The sequence below is a fragment of the Vibrio mediterranei genome, from assembly GCF_013364395.1.
GTDB classification, from domain to species: Bacteria; Pseudomonadota; Gammaproteobacteria; order Enterobacterales; family Vibrionaceae; genus Vibrio; species Vibrio mediterranei.
The window spans coordinates 2,689,902-2,705,529 of sequence record NZ_JABXGK010000001.1 but is presented as its reverse complement, the minus strand read 5'-3'; the positions used below and the strand labels follow the sequence as shown (position 1 = coordinate 2,705,529).

General features: G+C 44.1%; 18 protein-coding genes. 8 read left to right on the top strand and 10 right to left on the bottom strand.

Going from position 1 to position 15,628, the window contains the following annotated elements:
* Positions 1-65 precede the first annotated feature (65 nt).
* On the bottom strand, positions 66-245 hold the full coding sequence (locus tag HOP38_RS12605; protein ID WP_006071100.1) for a hypothetical protein: 180 nt from the start codon (positions 243-245) through the stop codon (positions 66-68).
* 198 nt (positions 246-443) lie between these two features.
* Positions 444-1,781 carry an amino-acid N-acetyltransferase gene (gene argA, locus HOP38_RS12600; RefSeq protein WP_038222242.1) on the bottom strand — a complete coding sequence of 446 codons (1,338 nt, stop codon included), beginning with the start codon at positions 1,779-1,781 and terminating at the stop codon, positions 444-446.
* Positions 1,782-1,927: 146 nt separating this feature from the next.
* Between argA and HOP38_RS12595 the strand changes: the two genes are divergently transcribed.
* The 4 genes from HOP38_RS12595 to csdE all read left to right on the top strand — a co-directional run bounded on the left by HOP38_RS12595 (position 1,928) and on the right by csdE (position 4,902).
* Positions 1,928-2,374 carry a DUF2850 domain-containing protein gene (locus HOP38_RS12595; RefSeq protein ID WP_006071103.1) on the top strand — a complete coding sequence of 149 codons (447 nt, stop codon included), beginning with the start codon at positions 1,928-1,930 and terminating at the stop codon, positions 2,372-2,374.
* A 70-nt stretch (positions 2,375-2,444) separates the two neighbouring features.
* Positions 2,445-3,542: a murein transglycosylase A gene (mltA, locus tag HOP38_RS12590; protein ID WP_198558178.1), complete on the top strand. Its 1,098-nt coding sequence runs from the start codon at positions 2,445-2,447 to the stop codon at positions 3,540-3,542.
* 106 nt (positions 3,543-3,648) lie between these two features.
* A complete protein-coding gene (tcdA, locus tag HOP38_RS12585; RefSeq protein ID WP_088876100.1) occupies positions 3,649-4,461 on the top strand; it encodes a tRNA cyclic N6-threonylcarbamoyladenosine(37) synthase TcdA in 813 nt (270 codons plus the stop codon).
* 9 nt (positions 4,462-4,470) lie between these two features.
* The gene (gene csdE, locus HOP38_RS12580) at positions 4,471-4,902 is read left to right on the top strand and encodes a cysteine desulfurase sulfur acceptor subunit CsdE (RefSeq protein ID WP_198558177.1); all 432 of its coding nucleotides are present in this window, start codon (positions 4,471-4,473) and stop codon (positions 4,900-4,902) included.
* Between the two features lie 81 nt (positions 4,903-4,983).
* On the opposite strand, the gene csdA is transcribed toward csdE, so the two are convergent.
* The 4 genes from csdA to HOP38_RS12560 all read right to left on the bottom strand — a co-directional run bounded on the left by csdA (position 4,984) and on the right by HOP38_RS12560 (position 8,595).
* The gene (gene csdA / locus HOP38_RS12575) at positions 4,984-6,183 is read right to left on the bottom strand and encodes a cysteine desulfurase CsdA (protein ID WP_198558176.1); all 1,200 of its coding nucleotides are present in this window, start codon (positions 6,181-6,183) and stop codon (positions 4,984-4,986) included.
* Entirely contained in the window at positions 6,176-6,781 is a 606-nt protein-coding gene (locus tag HOP38_RS12570) for a DJ-1 family glyoxalase III (protein ID WP_006071112.1), read from the bottom strand. Before HOP38_RS12570 ends, csdA begins: the two co-directional genes overlap by 8 nt.
* Positions 6,774-7,667: a 2-dehydropantoate 2-reductase gene (gene panE / locus HOP38_RS12565; RefSeq protein ID WP_198558175.1), complete on the bottom strand. Its 894-nt coding sequence runs from the start codon at positions 7,665-7,667 to the stop codon at positions 6,774-6,776. The genes HOP38_RS12570 and panE overlap by 8 nt, the downstream gene beginning before the upstream one ends.
* Before the next feature lie 130 nt (positions 7,668-7,797).
* On the bottom strand, positions 7,798-8,595 hold the full coding sequence (locus tag HOP38_RS12560) for an outer membrane protein OmpK (RefSeq protein WP_124940150.1): 798 nt from the start codon (positions 8,593-8,595) through the stop codon (positions 7,798-7,800).
* A gap of 305 nt (positions 8,596-8,900) precedes the next feature.
* Between HOP38_RS12560 and HOP38_RS12555 the strand changes: the two genes are divergently transcribed.
* From HOP38_RS12555 to HOP38_RS12545, 3 genes are all read left to right on the top strand, one after another.
* The gene (locus HOP38_RS12555; RefSeq protein WP_198558174.1) at positions 8,901-9,497 is read left to right on the top strand and encodes an LON peptidase substrate-binding domain-containing protein; all 597 of its coding nucleotides are present in this window, start codon (positions 8,901-8,903) and stop codon (positions 9,495-9,497) included.
* A 92-nt stretch (positions 9,498-9,589) separates the two neighbouring features.
* Positions 9,590-10,168: an RNA polymerase sigma factor gene (locus HOP38_RS12550; protein ID WP_006075194.1), complete on the top strand. Its 579-nt coding sequence runs from the start codon at positions 9,590-9,592 to the stop codon at positions 10,166-10,168.
* 1 nt (position 10,169) lies between these two features.
* Positions 10,170-10,850 (top strand): ChrR family anti-sigma-E factor, encoded by a 681-nt coding sequence (locus HOP38_RS12545; RefSeq protein WP_198558173.1) that lies wholly within the window; start codon positions 10,170-10,172, stop codon positions 10,848-10,850.
* Between the two features lie 76 nt (positions 10,851-10,926).
* Here HOP38_RS12545 and HOP38_RS12540 read toward each other — a convergent pair whose 3' ends face one another.
* The 4 genes from HOP38_RS12540 to HOP38_RS12525 form a co-directional block, all read right to left on the bottom strand.
* On the bottom strand, positions 10,927-12,294 hold the full coding sequence (locus HOP38_RS12540; RefSeq protein ID WP_198558284.1) for an AmpG family muropeptide MFS transporter: 1,368 nt from the start codon (positions 12,292-12,294) through the stop codon (positions 10,927-10,929).
* An 82-nt stretch (positions 12,295-12,376) separates the two neighbouring features.
* Positions 12,377-12,925, bottom strand: coding sequence for a peptidylprolyl isomerase (locus tag HOP38_RS12535; protein WP_124940148.1), 549 nt, complete (start codon positions 12,923-12,925; stop codon positions 12,377-12,379).
* Entirely contained in the window at positions 12,925-13,494 is a 570-nt protein-coding gene (locus HOP38_RS12530; RefSeq protein WP_006075190.1) for a YajG family lipoprotein, read from the bottom strand. The genes HOP38_RS12535 and HOP38_RS12530 overlap by 1 nt, the downstream gene beginning before the upstream one ends.
* Before the next feature lie 126 nt (positions 13,495-13,620).
* A complete protein-coding gene (locus HOP38_RS12525; RefSeq protein ID WP_006075189.1) occupies positions 13,621-14,751 on the bottom strand; it encodes a methyltransferase in 1,131 nt (376 codons plus the stop codon).
* A gap of 151 nt (positions 14,752-14,902) precedes the next feature.
* Here HOP38_RS12525 and bolA point away from each other — a divergent pair, with 151 nt between their 5' ends.
* Complete coding sequence (gene bolA / locus HOP38_RS12520) at positions 14,903-15,211, top strand: transcriptional regulator BolA (protein ID WP_062458105.1); 309 nt, start codon at positions 14,903-14,905, stop codon at positions 15,209-15,211.
* Positions 15,212-15,628 lie beyond the last annotated feature (417 nt).

The following is a 15,628-nucleotide window of genomic DNA, read 5'->3' as shown; positions in this document are numbered from 1 at the left end:
CGTGAGAAAGAGGGAGATACAGTGAGTGGTTTTCCACCATCCATGGCGGTAGATGCCCAAAGCCTTTAGTTAAAGACTTCTGAATACGTGATTTGGTTGATTCGATACTGTTGTTGGTAAATCTTCATTAGAGACTTTACCTTGTCAGTTACCGGAAACACGCAATGGACATTGTGTCCTTCTAAGAACTGGTTTTCAGCCATATCCCAGAAGCTCTGAATGGAATTGCAAATAACTGTACGCATAGATGTCACTCTTAAAGTTGTCGTGGCACACCTAGCTATCCTTGCATTCCCCAAAAAGCGCTATGTATTTGGGAGTCCCATCACAAAAATGCCTGTGATTTGAGCGAATTTTAGACAGTAATCTTTGAGAAGTAAAATAATTTGTGAATTTTATTGATAGCAATCGATTTCATAAAATCGACGGCTATCGAGCTATTATTAAACTGCTACAGACAATATCTTTGATTTGCGCTGTAGGTTGTACAAATCTTGTTTTGCCATTGGCAAGGACTCTACACCGATCTCTAAGAATCCTTGTTCTCTAAACCAGTGCAAGCTATGAGTGGTTAGCACAAAAATCTGCTCTATCCCTTTCATCTTTGATTGTTGTTTCATGTGATTGAGTAATAACACGCCACGGTTGCCATCACGATAATCGGGATGAATAGCGACACAGGCCATTTCCGCCATCTTTTCATGTAGATATGGATAAAGTGCCGCACAGCCAATGATCAACCCATCTTTTTCTATGATGGTAAACTGATGGATTTCCTGCTCAAGTTGCTCGCGCGAACGACGAACTAAAATACCTTTTTCTTCAAGCGGGCGAATCAAATCAAAAATACCGCCAATATCATCAATATCTGCCTGTCGAACTTGTTCGGCACTGGCCATGACTATCTGCGTTCCGATACCGTCAAGAGAGAATAGCTCTTGTATCAATGCGCCATCAATTTTATAGCTGATAAGGTGACAACGAGGAACGCCCGCGCGACAAGCCGACTGAGCGCCACGTAAAAAACGTAGCGTACCGCTGCTTTCACCCTCGTTAACGCGTTCTTTATCCTCGAACTGCTCGATAAGTTGATTGACCTCGGCAGGGAATAGTTCTGCAATAGCATTTCCATTTTCATCCAACACGCCTTGCTCGGAACAAAAACCAATTAATTTATCGGCATTTAATTTTATTGCGACTTGGGTCGCCACTTCTTCTGAGAGAAGGTTAAAAGTTTCGCCTGTGACAGAGCCGGCAACTGGGCCAAGAAGTACAATAGAACCTTGATCGAGTACTTGGTTGATTCCTTGGATATCGATACGACGGACTCGCCCACTGTGACAGTAGTCGATGCCATTATCGACTCCAAGAGGTTGCGCGATAACGAAGTTGCCACTGATGACGTTAAGTTGATTGCCTGCCATAGGAGTATTATTAAGGCTCATAGACAGGCGAGCGGTGATGTCGAGTTGCAATCTTCCCGTCGCTTGCATCACGTAATCGAGACATTTTTCCGTCGTGACACGTGTTCCCTTGTGGTAAGGACAATGGCAATCATTTTGCTCCAGTAATTGGTTTATCTGTGGTCTCGCGCCGTGGACGAGAACCAGTTTGACACCGAGGCTGTGCAGTAAGGCAATGTCGCTGACGATATTGGTGAAGTTTTTATCGGAAAACGCTTCGCCACCTAACATAATGACCATGGTCTTGTTACGGTGTGCATTAACATAAGGTGTGGACTGCCTAAATCCTTTAACTAAGGCGGTACTACGAATCTTCACGCGGCTTACTCTTGGTTTATTTATGTTGAAATAATGACTTTTTATTCAGTGTTGCGCAAGGTTTAATTTGCGCAGTTTAGGTGATGAGTTGCATGATTGGATTTGCAGTGACAATATGTCGCTGTCGATAAATGGTAAGGCTTGGTATGAGTAGCGGTAAGCAAAGCGGTGCAGTCGGAATCAAAGCAGTACCGGCAGCTAGACTAAAACCCAATAAGTGGTTGGAACGAACCTTAATCGTGCTGGCGTTAGTCGGTAGCTTAGCAGTATTAGGATTATATCAAGACTTGTATGACCGTTATCAATCTCATGCGAATCCAAAACAGGCCGTGTACGGTGTTTGGTACGAAAGAGATGCGGCTCCTTTTGCTAGAGATTCCTTCGAGCTTACTCCTGATAAAGTGGTTATCGATAACCGAGTAGTTGCGACAGACTTTGAGCTTACTCGTGATGAATTGTCATTCTATGTTGGTCCTACCTTGTATCGTTATCACATTCTTAATGAAGCTAAAACGGAATTGAGGCAATTATCACCGACTCATTACAATCCCATCTTTGTTTTGTCAGGAAAACACAAAAACAACCTACTATAACGTTCGGTTTTATTGCGCTTTTTTAAAGAGTTTGCCATCCTGAATGCACCACAAATAAGGGATGACTAACTTGATCAAACGTATTCTGCCTCTCGCCTCTGTATTGCTCGTATTTGGCTGCGCACAAACTGACCGCGCTCAGCAATATCAAGATGGCGAATTTACCAAACTGCTTAACAAGACCGAAGTTATCGAGTCGAACCAACCTAGAAACTTCAACTCTTTTGCAAGTCAGGCAGATGAAGTGATTAAGAAGTCGCCGTCGATGGCTAAAATCTATCAGCCTTTGTATGAGCAACTAGAGGCGTGGGCGATCCAAAGTGGCGATCCAGCGCAACTGGCAAATTTTGGTGTGCAAGCGGCCCAATTAGGTGGCGGCGATAACAAAGGTAATGTGTTATTTACAGGCTATTTTTCGCCAGTGATGGAACTGCGTCACAAGCCAGATGAAACCTTCCGCTATCCGGTCTATGCCTTACCAGATTGTTCGCAAGACTGCCCAACTCGAGCTGAAATCTACGGTGGTGCGCTTAATGGTCAAGGTTTAGAACTTGGCTATGCAAGCAACTTGATTGATCCATTCATTATGGAAGTGCAGGGTAGTGGCTTTGTTCATTTTGAAGATGATGACACGCTCGAATATTTCGCCTACGCCGGCAAAAACAACAAGGCATACGTGAGTATCGGACGTGTGCTTATTGAACGCGGTGAAGTACCAAAAGAAAAGATGTCGCTTAAAGCCATCAAAGATTGGGTGATGCAGCAAGATGAGCAGACCGTGCAAGAGCTACTAGAGCAAAATACCTCGTATGTGTTCTTCCAGCCTCAAGATGCCGCACCGGTGACGGGTACGGCTGGCATTCCATTATTGCCAATGGCGTCGGTAGCGGGTGATCGCTTAGCATTTCCAATGGGAACACCAATCCTTGCAGAAGTACCGCTGTTGAATGCGGATGGTACGTGGAGTGGTGCCCATGAATTACGTCTATTGATTGTGCTTGATACCGGTGGGGCGGTAAAAGGAAATCACTTCGACTTATATCATGGGATGGGTGATTTTGCAGGTACACAGGCTGGTCACTATAAGCACTTTGGTCGAGTTTGGAAGCTTGGTCTAGAAAACTCGGCGACAGAGAGTCCTTGGGCATTGCCACCTGAGAAAAAGTAACATTGAGAAAATAGTACGAGCGTGTTTCGTACATAGTTGACCTTTTTACTAAGAGTGCGTATAAATCGCACTCTTTCTTTTTTCTTCGAGACAAGTTAGGTAACCCATGCGAGAACTTAACCAACCAGCTTCTGATAGCTACAATCAAAGATTTGGCGGCACGCGCAGACTATACGGCAACAGTGAGGTCGAGATCTTACGTGCGGCGCATATTTGTGTGGTAGGAATTGGTGGTGTGGGTTCATGGGCGGTTGAAGCGCTTGCAAGAACTGGCGTGGGTGAGCTGACTCTTATCGATATGGATGACGTTTGTGTGACCAACATTAATCGCCAAATCCATGCGATGTCAGGTACTGTTGGTCAGAGCAAAATTGAAGTTATGGCTGAGCGGGTAAAATTGATTAACCCCGAATGCAAAGTTAATTTAATTGATGACTTTATTACAGCAGACAATGTCTCGGAATACATCAGTAAAGACTTTGACTATGTACTGGATGCCATTGACAGCATTAAACCTAAGGCAGCGCTATTGGCCTACTGTCGTAGCAACAAAATCAAAGTGGTGACCACTGGTGGAGCTGGTGGACAGACCGATCCAACACAAATTACGGTGGCGGATCTGACAAAAACGATTCAAGACCCGCTAGCTAAGAAACTCAAAGACACTTTGCGTCGTCATCACAACTTCAGTAAGAACCCTGCACGTAAGTTTGGCATTGACTGCGTATTTTCTACGGAGCAGCTTAAATACCCTCAAGCTGATGGTTCTGTCTGTGGAGTGAAGTCCACGGCGGAAGGGCCAAAACGTATGGATTGTGCAAGTGGTTTTGGCGCGGCTACGGTAGTGACAGCGACATTTGGCTTTGTTGCGGTGTCTCGTATCGTTGAGAAGCTTATTCAGAAATACGCGCAGAAATAGAGGCAGCTTATGTCATCAGATAACAACAACCCATTTGGATTGGAAATCAAAGCACAAGATGTTGTTGACGCCATGGCTCAATTGAAAGGTTGGGAAGACCGCTATCGACAGGTTATTCAGTGGGGTAAGAAGTTGCCAGTATTGGATGAATCCCTCAAGCAAGATCAGGTTCTAGTTGCTGGCTGCGAAAGCTCAGTATGGTTAGTTCTCTCCCAGCAAGAGGGCAAATGGCAGATTCAGGCAGATTCTGATGCGCGAATCGTTCGTGGCTTGATCGCTATCGTTTTGGCAGCTTTCAATGGTAAAACATCGGAGCAAATATTGGCGTTCGACTTGGATGAGTATTTCGCACAGTTAAACCTCATCAATCATCTTAGTCCGTCTCGCGGTAATGGCTTGAAAGCCATTGTTGACGTCATTAAGTCTAAAGCGTCAGAGTAATTGATTATAAATAAGGTCGACTCACATTCGTTAGTCGACCTTATTATTGAAGCGATGTTGTTGAAGTTTGAAACGTTATCGTTACAGCATATCCACCGCTTTAGTTAGTGCGATAAGAAATCTCTCTACATCTTCTTTTGTGTTGTAAATAGCAAAAGATGCTCGAACTGTTCCCTTCACACCAAGCGCATCCATTAATGGGTGAGCACAGTGATGACCAGCTCTTAATGCAATGTTCTGTTGATCTAACAGCGTGGCGATATCTTGATGGTGAACGCCATCCATCACAAAAGTGATGACGCTTGCACCAGGTTGGTAACCAATGATGCGAATATCCTCTAAGGCGTTCAAACCCTGAAAAGCTTGATGTTGTAGGTCACTGATGTGACTCTCCAGTAGTTGACGGTCATAGCTTGATAGCCAGTCTATGGCACAAGCTAGTGCTAAGGCTCCTGCCACGTTCGGAGTCCCAGCTTCAAACTTTCCGGGTAGTTGACTAAATGTGGTGCCTTCAAAGGACACTTTTTCCACCATCTTGCCACCACCATGCCAAGGCGGCATAGCTTCCAGTAGGGCTAGCTTGCCATACAGTACCCCAATACCAGCTGGTGCATACAGTTTATGTCCTGAAAAGACGTAGAAATCAGCATCCAACGCTTGTACATCCGTTTGCTGATGAACAATACCTTGCGCACCGTCGACGATGATAATGGCATCGGTGTTAGCTCGGGTTAGCGTTACAATCTTATCCAACGGTAGAGCAGTTCCGGTAACATTGGTGATTTGCGTAGTGGCGACAATTTTCGTTCTCGGGCTGAGTAGCGCCTCAAACGCATTAAGATCAAAGTGACATTCTGGTGTTATTGGAATCTTAACAACCTTCGCGCCAGTCTGCTCAGCAACGATTTGCCATGGGACAATATTTGCATGATGTTCCATCTCAGAAACCAGAATCTCGTCCCCTGGTTGTAGGGTGCTTCGAGCGTAAGTCTGTGCGATAAGATTGAGTGCTTCGGTTGCCCCTCGTGTCCAGATGATCTCTTTACTGGAAGCCGCATTAATAAAGCGTGCCACGGTTTCTCTCGCTGCTTCAAAGCGCTCGGTTGCAACTGCGGTGAGTGAATGTGAACCACGATGGACGTTGGCGTTTTGGTTACCATAATACTGAGTGATACAGTCGATTACAGCTTGCGGTTTTTGTGTCGTTGCCGCACTGTCCAGATAAACCAAATCGCCATCAATAGCTGGGAACTGGGCCCGAATGTTGAGTAACTCACTCATCGTATTTACCCATTTTATGGTAGTGAAGAGTCGGGTTAGTGATCATTGGCTCAGCCACTTGCCAGGCTTTTTCTTTACCACACAAGGCGATGATAATTTCAATCGCAAATTCGAGGGCGGTCCCAGGGCCTTGGCTCGTGATAAGGTTGTGGTTGATATCAATTGTTACTCGTTTGCTGCGCCAGCGGTTTTCTGGGATATGTGATTGAAAACTTGGGTGGCCTGTCATCAGCGCATTTGGGTAAAGCTGATGATGTTGCAGCACCAATGCAGGCGCTGCGCAGATAGCACCAACCAGTTTACCGTCGTATTGGTGTTGGCGAACCATTTCGACTAATAATGTGCTGTCTCGAAATGTTTCGGCACCGCCTACACCGCCTGGTAAGGCGATAACATCGAACTCTTCATCGGCGACATCGACCAGCCTGCAATCCGCAGTCAGGGTGACACCGCGTGACGCTTTCATAGTCAGCGCTCCATCAAATGCCGCGCTAGCGACGGTCACGTTGAAACCTGCACGCACCATAATGTCGATGATGGTAATCGCTTCCATCTCTTCGGTGCCTGGCGCTATGGGAACAAGGATTTTCTTAGTCATGTTGATTCCAACTTGATTCGATCTGTTTAATTTGATGATACAGGGCTAGGTTGGTGGGAACAGCAATACCGTATCGCTTTGAAATAGAGACCACATAGCCGGTAATATAATCAATTTCGCTTTGTCTTTTATTATAAATGTCTTGATGCATGGATGAGTAGTTTTGCGCAGTGGCATGGATGACTTTGTAGACGGTATCCAACATCTCTTCTGCTTTAAGAGCCACTCCCACTTTGTTTGCACACTCAGTTGCTTCGCGCACTACCATGGCGATCTGTTGCTGATAATCTTTATGAGCCAGTCCACCATTTTGACAGTTGTTGATAGCTGTTAATGGGTTTATGGCACAGTTAATAACAAGTTTGCTCCATAGTGCCGTTTGAATTTCAGAATTCCAAGCTACAGGTTTGAAAGCATGGTCGAGAACGTCGGCGATAAAGGAACAACGTGAGCCTTTGTCATTCCAGGCCCCTATAAAGGTCTGGCCTAGGCCGGTATGGCGTACTTGTGAGCTTGATAGTTTAAGCGCGCCGTGAGTAGAAGTACCAAGTAACACTGGGTGGTGATTAATGGCGGTTTCTAAGTGCTCAACGGTGCCCATACCATTATGAAGAAAGAGCAAGATGGTATCGCTATTTAAATGTTTAAGTAGTGGCTTTAAAGCCAATTCCACTTGCCATGCTTTCAATGTAACGATAACAAGATCACTCGCTTTAAGTGAGGTGATATCGCAATTGGGTAAGTGGATAGCACTACCACCATCTAGCTCGATGGCTACGGTATCTTGAGGTGATCGGCCCCAAACCGAAACTCGATGCCCTGCCTGATGAAGCTTATAAGCGTATAAAGAGCCAATAGCGCCGGGGCCCAAAATAGTAATATTCACAATAGCTATGTAATCGTGGAAAGAGAGGATAGAAGAATAGCAAATTTAGCTGTGGTTTTCGAAAGCTATGTTGGCGATTTGGTGATACAAAAAATGGCGCCGCAGCGCCATTTTATCTAACTTCGAAGAATTAGAAGTTGTATTGCAGACGGTAGATGATTGCATCACCGTAGTGCTGTTCGTAGTTTGTTGAACCCCAAACACCAAGTTTGTTTTGGAAGTAACGATACTGAATTGCTGCTGTTAGGTGCTCTGTTGCGTGCCAGTTAAACAATAATGCACCGTTAAGGCCTGTCTTACCGCCTTGAGCTTTAGCGTATTCATCGTTGCGGTCAAATTCGATTTCGTTCCAGTTAACGAACGAGAAGTTTTGACCGAATGCTTCGAAACCATAGCGTGCAGTCCAACCTGCCATGTAGCCGTTGCGACCGTTGATGTTTTGGCTCATGCCATCAGATTCTTTATTAAAAGAGTCCCAAGAAGTGATGTCATGAACACCAATCCATGGTTTGAAGAACCAGTTATCACCTTGTAGAGCCGTATAACCAAGACCCAGAACGCGGTTGGTTTCACTTTGAGCTGGGTTATCGTGGTGGTAAACCTGACCGTAAAGCGATACGCCAGTATCACCTAGGTAAACATGCGCAGTACCTTTGAATGAGTTCTTTTGCTCTGATGCACTTTTCTCAACACTTTCGCGATCGTAGAAGCCGTAGATTTCGCCCCAAGTGAAGCCAGCGCCACCTTCAATACCTAGTACAAATTGGTTACGTTGGTCACCCACTGCACCGTTATCGATTTTGTTAGGACCGTGATCCCAGCTCTGATGATCAAGATAAACGCCACCAAAACCGTATAGATATTCTGCTGAAGCTGGTACAGAAGCTACCGCTGCAACAACGCCAAGAGCTAAAAGTGATTTACGCATAGTGTTAACTACTCTTTAAGTTGTACTGAAATTAGCCGCGAATCCATGCGAACTCATCCGATGGGTGGGCATGATAGCGATTTATATCTCAAAGTAAATGTGCAACATCGCAAACGTTTACTAAAGTTTGTGAGAGATATCACAAATACTAACGGTGAGTGGGAACTTTTATAAATAGCCTACAATTTAATCAATATTGTCGATCTGTGTGATAACAAAATCTCGATAGTTGTTAACATATGTTGGTTCTGATCGTATTTAGCGAGTTAGCGTACAAAGGGTATATAAAACTAAAAGGAACTATGATGACGCAGATAAAGTTGTTTCCATTGCGCTCCGTGGTGTTACCCGAGGGAAAAATGAGGCTCAGGATCTTTGAACCTCGCTATAAACGCATGGTAACGGAGTGTCTTAAAAACGAAACAGGGTTTGGAGTCTGTTTGATCAGTGCATCTGCGGGAGCTATCCCTAGTAACGTTTCATCTGTAGGCACCTACGTCAGAATTGTTGATTTCGAGAGCCTTGAAGATGGAATGCTTGGCGTTACCGTTTCTGGGATACGCAAGTTTCAGATTCACCATGTTGTTTCTGAAGAAGACGGTTTGCGTCAAGCTCAGGTCAGTTGGATAGAAAGTTGGCCTCCAACCGATTTAAGTGATGAAGACCAATTTCTTGGTGAGAGGCTTCAGCACGTCTACGAAAAGTTTCCTCAAATTGGCGATCTTTACCTTCACCGCTTTTTCGATGATGCGACTTGGGTTAGCCAGAGGTGGCTGGAAGTATTGCCACTCGAATGTCATCATTTTGAACATCTTGTAACTCAGCAGGATTGCTCAGCTACTTTGTCATTTTTGGGAGAAGCGTTTCGCAGCGACGACGTTGATAATGCAACTCGACACTAAATATTTGTGCAATCGTAGTGATCATTGTTGTAAATTTGTCGTAAGTATTTAGGTAGAAAGACGGATCATCTGGAACTCTAGGGATACAAGGCATGACATTAGACAGTCCTCAAGCCCTTAGTAAGCAAGAATGGGCAGAATGTATGGAACGGGTCAAGCAAAGGGACAAAAGTGCCTTCGCTAACCTGTTTAACTATTTCACTCCTAGGTTGAAGCAATTCACCTTTAAGCACATGGGTAATGAGCAAGTGGCCATTGAAATGGTCCAAGAAACCATGGCGACGGTATGGCAAAAAGCTCACTTATTTGACGGCTCGAAAAGTTCGTTGTCGACTTGGATTTATACGATTGCTCGTAACTTATGCTTCGACATGCTCCGCAAGCAAAAAGGTAAAGAGCTTCACGTCCACGCCGATGATATTTGGCCTACAGATTATTGTCCACCTGACTTTGTAGAACACTATTCTCCGGAAACTGATCGTTTGAAAGAGCAAATAATTAAGTTTTTGGATGAGCTGCCAAAGGCTCAGAGGGAAGTAGTGCAAGCAGTCTATTTGGAAGAGTTACCGCACCAACAAGTCGCTGAGATGTTTAATATTCCGCTGGGAACCGTTAAATCGAGGTTGAGGTTAGCAGTGGAGAAACTTCGACATTCAATGGAGGCAAATTGATATGAGTCACCACCCTAATTCAGAATTATTAAAGCTATATGCGACGGGTGAGATAGATTCTGCGCACGGTGCAGCAATCGCCTCACATATTGAGTCTTGCTCAGAATGTCGCGCTAAAGTGATGAGATTTGAAGCTGAAGTTGGCGAAGCGATGATGTCCTTAAGTTCAAAGGATGAAAAGTCTTCAAAAGATCTGGAGCTGGTTTTTTCTAATATGCTCGACGATATAATGACCCTTGATGCCGACTATTCGAAGCCCAAGGTGAGAAAACCCGGCAAGGTGCAAGTAGATGGCAAAGAATTTACTGTACCGGCGACAATAGCTCCTCTCGTAGAGAGGATGAGTGAATGGCGTAGCTACGGCGGCAAGGTGTTTACGTCAACAATCGATGTGGACGAAGAATGTAGAGTAAGTCTCCTCTACATAAATCAAGGCGTTCAGGTGCCTCAGCACACCCATAAAGGGTTCGAATCGACACTTGTGTTACACGGTAGTTTTAAAGACGAAAAAGGCGAATATCATGTTGGAGATTTCATTCGTGAAGACGGTGAAACCAAGCATGCGCCTCAGACCGTTGAAGGTCAAGATTGCTTGTGCCTATCGATCCTAACAGAGCCAATGATTTTCACCCAGGGCGTAGCAAGAGTATTTAATATGTTTGGGAAGGGAATGTATCCTTAAGCCTCAAGGCTCGACAAAGACGCAGAGAAAAGAGCCTCAATTTATTCTTGAGGCTCTTTTTATTTCAACGATGTATCTATTCAACGATCTTATCGTCTTTAATTTCTTCTTGGTCTCTTTTACGTGCTTTATCCAAGAGATCGGTAAAATAGTGCCTTAATGAATAGAGCATAATAAGGCTTGGAATGACCATTAACGACGTAATGACAAAGAAGAGAGCCCAGTCATTTAGCGCATCAACCAATTCCCCACTAAATGAAGCCAGGGTAGTTCTACCGAAGTTACCCAAAGAAGCCAACAAGGCGTATTGTGTAGCCGAGAAAGCCTGACCTGTCAGTACGGTAAGGAACGAAACGAAAGCGACAGTGGAGAAGGCGGTGGTAAAGTTGTCCACTAGAATGGTTGCTAAGAACAGGTGCTCACTCGGACCAACCTTCGCGATCCATGCAAACATCAAGTTACTGGCACTCATCGCGATACCACCAATCATCAACCCTTTTACAATACCAAAACGCACATTGAACATGCTGCCTAATAGTGTAAATAAGATGGTTGCGCCCCAGCCAATGAGTTTGGAATAGTAGCCGATTTGCTCGTTACTAAAACCGATCTCTTTGTAGAACGGAATTGACATTCTACCTAAGAAGGCCTCGCCGATTTTAAACAAGAAAACAAACAACAGTAGGGTAATCGCGACTTGAACACCATTACGGCGGAAGAAGTCGAGAAAAGGCTCAATAACAGTAACTGATAGCCAGCTAATTACTGGGTTGCCAACCACTTTCTCATGGCGCTTCTCGGCTTCAGCTTGCAGTTTATCCCGTGCGGTTTTTGGTTCTCCTACGAGAAGGGTAAATAGCATCAAAATAGCAACGATTCCGGCCATGCCATAGTAGACGCCATTCCATCCCATTGAGTCAGCATTGATAAACGCGAGGTAGCCAGGTAACGAGTAGCCTGTCCACCAACCAATCACAGCCATAGCTGATGCTTGTGGTAGCTTGTTCGACTCAGATTTTGGGAAGGTGTCGATACGAAATGCATCGATAGCAATATCTTGCGTTGCCGATGAAATAGCGATACACAAAGCGAGCATTGACGTAAACATCAAGTCATTGGCGGGGTTAACACCTGCAATGAATAAGGTAGCAACCAGAATGGAGCTCTGACACAAGAATATCCAACTACGACGTTGACCGAGGGCTGAGTGCAAGACAGGTAACTTTACCCTGTCGACTAATGGAGCCCACAAAAAGTTGATTGCATAGACAGCAAAAACAGAACCAAAATATCCGATGGCAGCACGAGTTAAACCTGCATCTTTAAGCCATCCGGACATATTCGAGCCAATTAGAACCCATGGAAAGCCACTTGAGCACCCCAACATAAAGACCCAAAGCAGTCGTTTGTCCCAATAGCTTTTGACCGTGTCTAACCACGTCATTTTATGTTCCACAAGTACGCTCCTTGCTAGGGGGTGAGCTGATAGGAAAATGAGAGAGGAAATCCTCTCTCATTTTTGCGTATTATTCAGTAATACGTTGTATTTTTGTAATGACGATAGGCTCTAAAGGAACATCTCGCATTCCACGAACACTGCGTGTGGGTTTCTGTGCCATTTTCTGGACGACGTCAAAGCCTTCGATAACTTGGCCAAATACTGCGTAACCTGGATTTGTCACGCTGTAATTCAAGAAATCATTATCAACGAAGTTAATGAAGAACTGACGTGTTGCTGAGTTTGGATCTTGAGTTCTGGCCATTGCAATGGTTGCTGCGTCATTATCCAGTCCGTTTGAGGCTTCATTTTTGATTGGGGCGTTAACAGGTAAGCGGTTAAACTTGCTGTCAAAACCACCACCTTGTGCCATAAATCCCGGAATTACGCGGTGAAATTGACTGTTTACGTAACTGCCATCTTCAACATAGGTTAAGAAGTTTTCTACCGTAATAGGTGCCTTCTCTTGGTTTAGTTCTACGATGAATGAACCCAAATTTGTTTCGACTTCTACTTTTGGTCCCGCAAAAACGCTCGTAGCGATCAGTGCTAGGGAAGCGACAAGTGTTTTAATCATTAGAAACGTTCCTTCATGTAATCTTGTAGCTCAGTATCGTTAGAAATTTCTTTTAAAACAAGGTTTACGGTGTCGTTAAGCACGGTTTCGATCTCTTCGTTAGAAGCACTCATTAACCCAGAGCGCTTTGCGGTACCAGTGTAGGTTTTCACCAATTTACCCTGCTCATTCTCTGCTGTTAGCTCGAGAATGACCGTTGCGTTCATATCATTCTCCATCACAGTGTGCTTGACTGAGACTAATGCTTCTTGGATCTCAACTTTTAGTGTGTTTTTGCTGTTTACGGTAACCTGATAACCCTCTGAAGAGAATTGGTTGACTAGGGCGTTCTCGATACCAATGCGAACATTCTGTCTAGCATGCACTGGGGTGATGTTCGCTCGACCATTATCCAGTAAAGCTACGTATTGCGCAGTACGGACATCTTGGCTAGAGATGGACATCGCCTTACCTTCAACGATCTTGGCAGCGCTGGTTGCCGCGGTAGGCGCAAAATTAATCTGTTCTTTTTGAGGACTTGCACATGCAGCAAGTAAAACGACTGAAGCAGCCAGAACGAGCTTTCTCATTGATTATTCCTTTTCACACTCTTCAAAATGACGAGTAAAGTTATGAAGTCCGCTTGGGCTTCATGATGAATATTATCCGATTATTGTTAAGCTATATGACTATTAGCAGCAACAATGACTCAAACTTTACTTAGTTGCCTGTAAAATAACAAATTTGGCGTTAGATGCGACAAGTTTTACATTGTGTTTGCCAAAGAGTCGCGCTAGTTTTTTATCGTAGCCTAGATGACGATTGCCGATAACCATTAACTCCCCTGTATCTCGAAGAACTTGCTTAGCATCACAGAACATTTGCCACGCAATGTGATCGGTCACCGCTTGTTGTTGATGGAAAGGTGGGTTGCAAACTACCAAATCTTGACTATTTGCCTGGAAACCGTCTAAACAATTATTCGCCACAAACTCACAACCATCGAGAGCGAGGTTGTTTAAAGTTAGGTTGTGATGAGCTGACTTCACGGCCATAAAGCTTTCGTCGATAGCTGTGATATTTGCTTGAGGATTGAGTTGCTTTAGCTTCAGTGTCAATACGCCATTACCGCACCCCAAATCCACGATATCTTGATATTTGGTGTTGCTCTTAAGATGTTCTAGGATAAACCGCGCACCCAAATCAAGACTTTCCCCGGAGTATACATTTGGTAAGTTAGAAAGTACCAGTTTATGCTCTGATACTGGCCAAGTTGTATAAGGGTCAATACTCTCTTGATGCACGCTATTCAGATCTGAAAACACCAAACGATGCTTTTTCCAAGCGAGTGAAGTTGTGGTGTGTCCTGCATATTTTTCAAAAATCTTAAGAGTAGAACTATGGATCTCTTTTGCTTTGTTCACGGCAATGAGCGAGCAGTTATCTCTGTACTTTAAGGCGATTTGGTTGAGTTGCCATGTCAAGTAACGATTGTTACGGGGAATCTGCATCAACACGATATCTACTTGTTGCGGCCATTCATCGGTTGAGGCTCGAAGATCGATGGGTTTGCAATGGTTAAGCGCTAAATTATGCTTAATGCCTTGATGAGAGATAAAAGAATCACTGATTGTAGTCACTTTATGCTGTTCTGAAAACCAGCAACTTAGGGCACCAAAACTGTCGTTAAGAATCAGAATGTTAGAGCCAGTAGGCAGTTTTAGCTCTTCAAAATTTTGAATCAGGTATTCGTCTCCAGCATCCCAAGCTTGAAGTTGTTCATTGTTGAGTTTAGGGAAACGAAATAGTGAATATGAGCGCTCAAATAGGTTTAATTCAGTCTTCATAATGCTGTGATTTGGTGACAATGGTTGTATTTTGACAAAATCTCGGAACTTTCGCCAAGGCGAATATGATTTAAGGGAAGATTCTTGATTAAGTAAAGTATATACTTTACCGTCTAAATAAAAATAAATAGTTACAGCCCAAGGAAGTAAGATGATTCAACAAACCATCGAGCAAAAGCTCCATCAGACTTTCAACCCCACATTCTTAGACGTTCGCAACGAAAGCAATATGCATAATGTCCCTCCAGGGTCAGAGAGTCATTTTAAAGTAATTGTTGTCAGCGATAGCTTTAATGGCGAGCGTCTTATTGCAAGGCACCGTAAAGTCAATACGGTCTTAGCAGATGAATTGGCAGGTCCTGTTCATGCCTTAGCAATCCATACTTATACACCAGAAGAGTGGACAAAAGAGAATCAACTCGCCCCAGACAGCCCTAATTGCGCAGGCGGCGGTAAATAGCTCTATACTCTTTCTAGTTTTGGTGCAGGTCATAGCGTTTCGGTAACAATCACACGCGTCAACAATAAACCGCAGTTATTTTTACGTAAGTGTTTGATGGAGCTGCTACCACTTTGGTGGTAATTCATTAACAGCGTGTCAACATATAATGTTATGTGTTTTTGTTAGTTAGGAATGTTTCAGGATATGAATGGGGCAATTGCTTATTTTCAAAAGGGTTAATAAGACTTTGTGCGATTGGTCAAAGTTATACATATTCGCAACCCTAGAGATAGCAAAAGTTTCGAAATAATGACCCCTTTGCAGGGATTCATCATGGCATCCCCTTTGCAAATGATGCTAAACTACCGCACCAGAAAAATCTCGCAGTGATTCTATGACGAGATTGTTAAAGTGATGTTGCTGCCTTGGTGCTAA

What these genes read in the sequence shown, in the direction of transcription:
- HOP38_RS12605 (WP_006071100.1), bottom strand. Translation starts at nt 245, where the DNA reads ATGCGTACAGTTATTTGCAATTCCATTCAGAGCTTCTGGGATATGGCT.
- HOP38_RS12595 (WP_006071103.1), top strand. Translation starts at nt 1,928, where the DNA reads ATGAGTAGCGGTAAGCAAAGCGGTGCAGTCGGAATCAAAGCAGTACCG.
- tcdA (WP_088876100.1), top strand. Translation starts at nt 3,649, where the DNA reads ATGCGAGAACTTAACCAACCAGCTTCTGATAGCTACAATCAAAGATTT.
- csdE (WP_198558177.1), top strand. Translation starts at nt 4,471, where the DNA reads ATGTCATCAGATAACAACAACCCATTTGGATTGGAAATCAAAGCACAA.
- csdA (WP_198558176.1), bottom strand. Translation starts at nt 6,183, where the DNA reads ATGAGTGAGTTACTCAACATTCGGGCCCAGTTCCCAGCTATTGATGGC.
- HOP38_RS12570 (WP_006071112.1), bottom strand. Translation starts at nt 6,781, where the DNA reads ATGACTAAGAAAATCCTTGTTCCCATAGCGCCAGGCACCGAAGAGATG.
- HOP38_RS12560 (WP_124940150.1), bottom strand. Translation starts at nt 8,595, where the DNA reads ATGCGTAAATCACTTTTAGCTCTTGGCGTTGTTGCAGCGGTAGCTTCT.
- HOP38_RS12555 (WP_198558174.1), top strand. Translation starts at nt 8,901, where the DNA reads ATGACGCAGATAAAGTTGTTTCCATTGCGCTCCGTGGTGTTACCCGAG.
- HOP38_RS12550 (WP_006075194.1), top strand. Translation starts at nt 9,590, where the DNA reads ATGACATTAGACAGTCCTCAAGCCCTTAGTAAGCAAGAATGGGCAGAA.
- HOP38_RS12545 (WP_198558173.1), top strand. Translation starts at nt 10,170, where the DNA reads ATGAGTCACCACCCTAATTCAGAATTATTAAAGCTATATGCGACGGGT.
- HOP38_RS12540 (WP_198558284.1), bottom strand. Translation starts at nt 12,294, where the DNA reads ATGACGTGGTTAGACACGGTCAAAAGCTATTGGGACAAACGACTGCTT.
- HOP38_RS12535 (WP_124940148.1), bottom strand. Translation starts at nt 12,925, where the DNA reads ATGATTAAAACACTTGTCGCTTCCCTAGCACTGATCGCTACGAGCGTT.
- HOP38_RS12530 (WP_006075190.1), bottom strand. Translation starts at nt 13,494, where the DNA reads ATGAGAAAGCTCGTTCTGGCTGCTTCAGTCGTTTTACTTGCTGCATGT.
- HOP38_RS12525 (WP_006075189.1), bottom strand. Translation starts at nt 14,751, where the DNA reads ATGAAGACTGAATTAAACCTATTTGAGCGCTCATATTCACTATTTCGT.
- bolA (WP_062458105.1), top strand. Translation starts at nt 14,903, where the DNA reads ATGATTCAACAAACCATCGAGCAAAAGCTCCATCAGACTTTCAACCCC.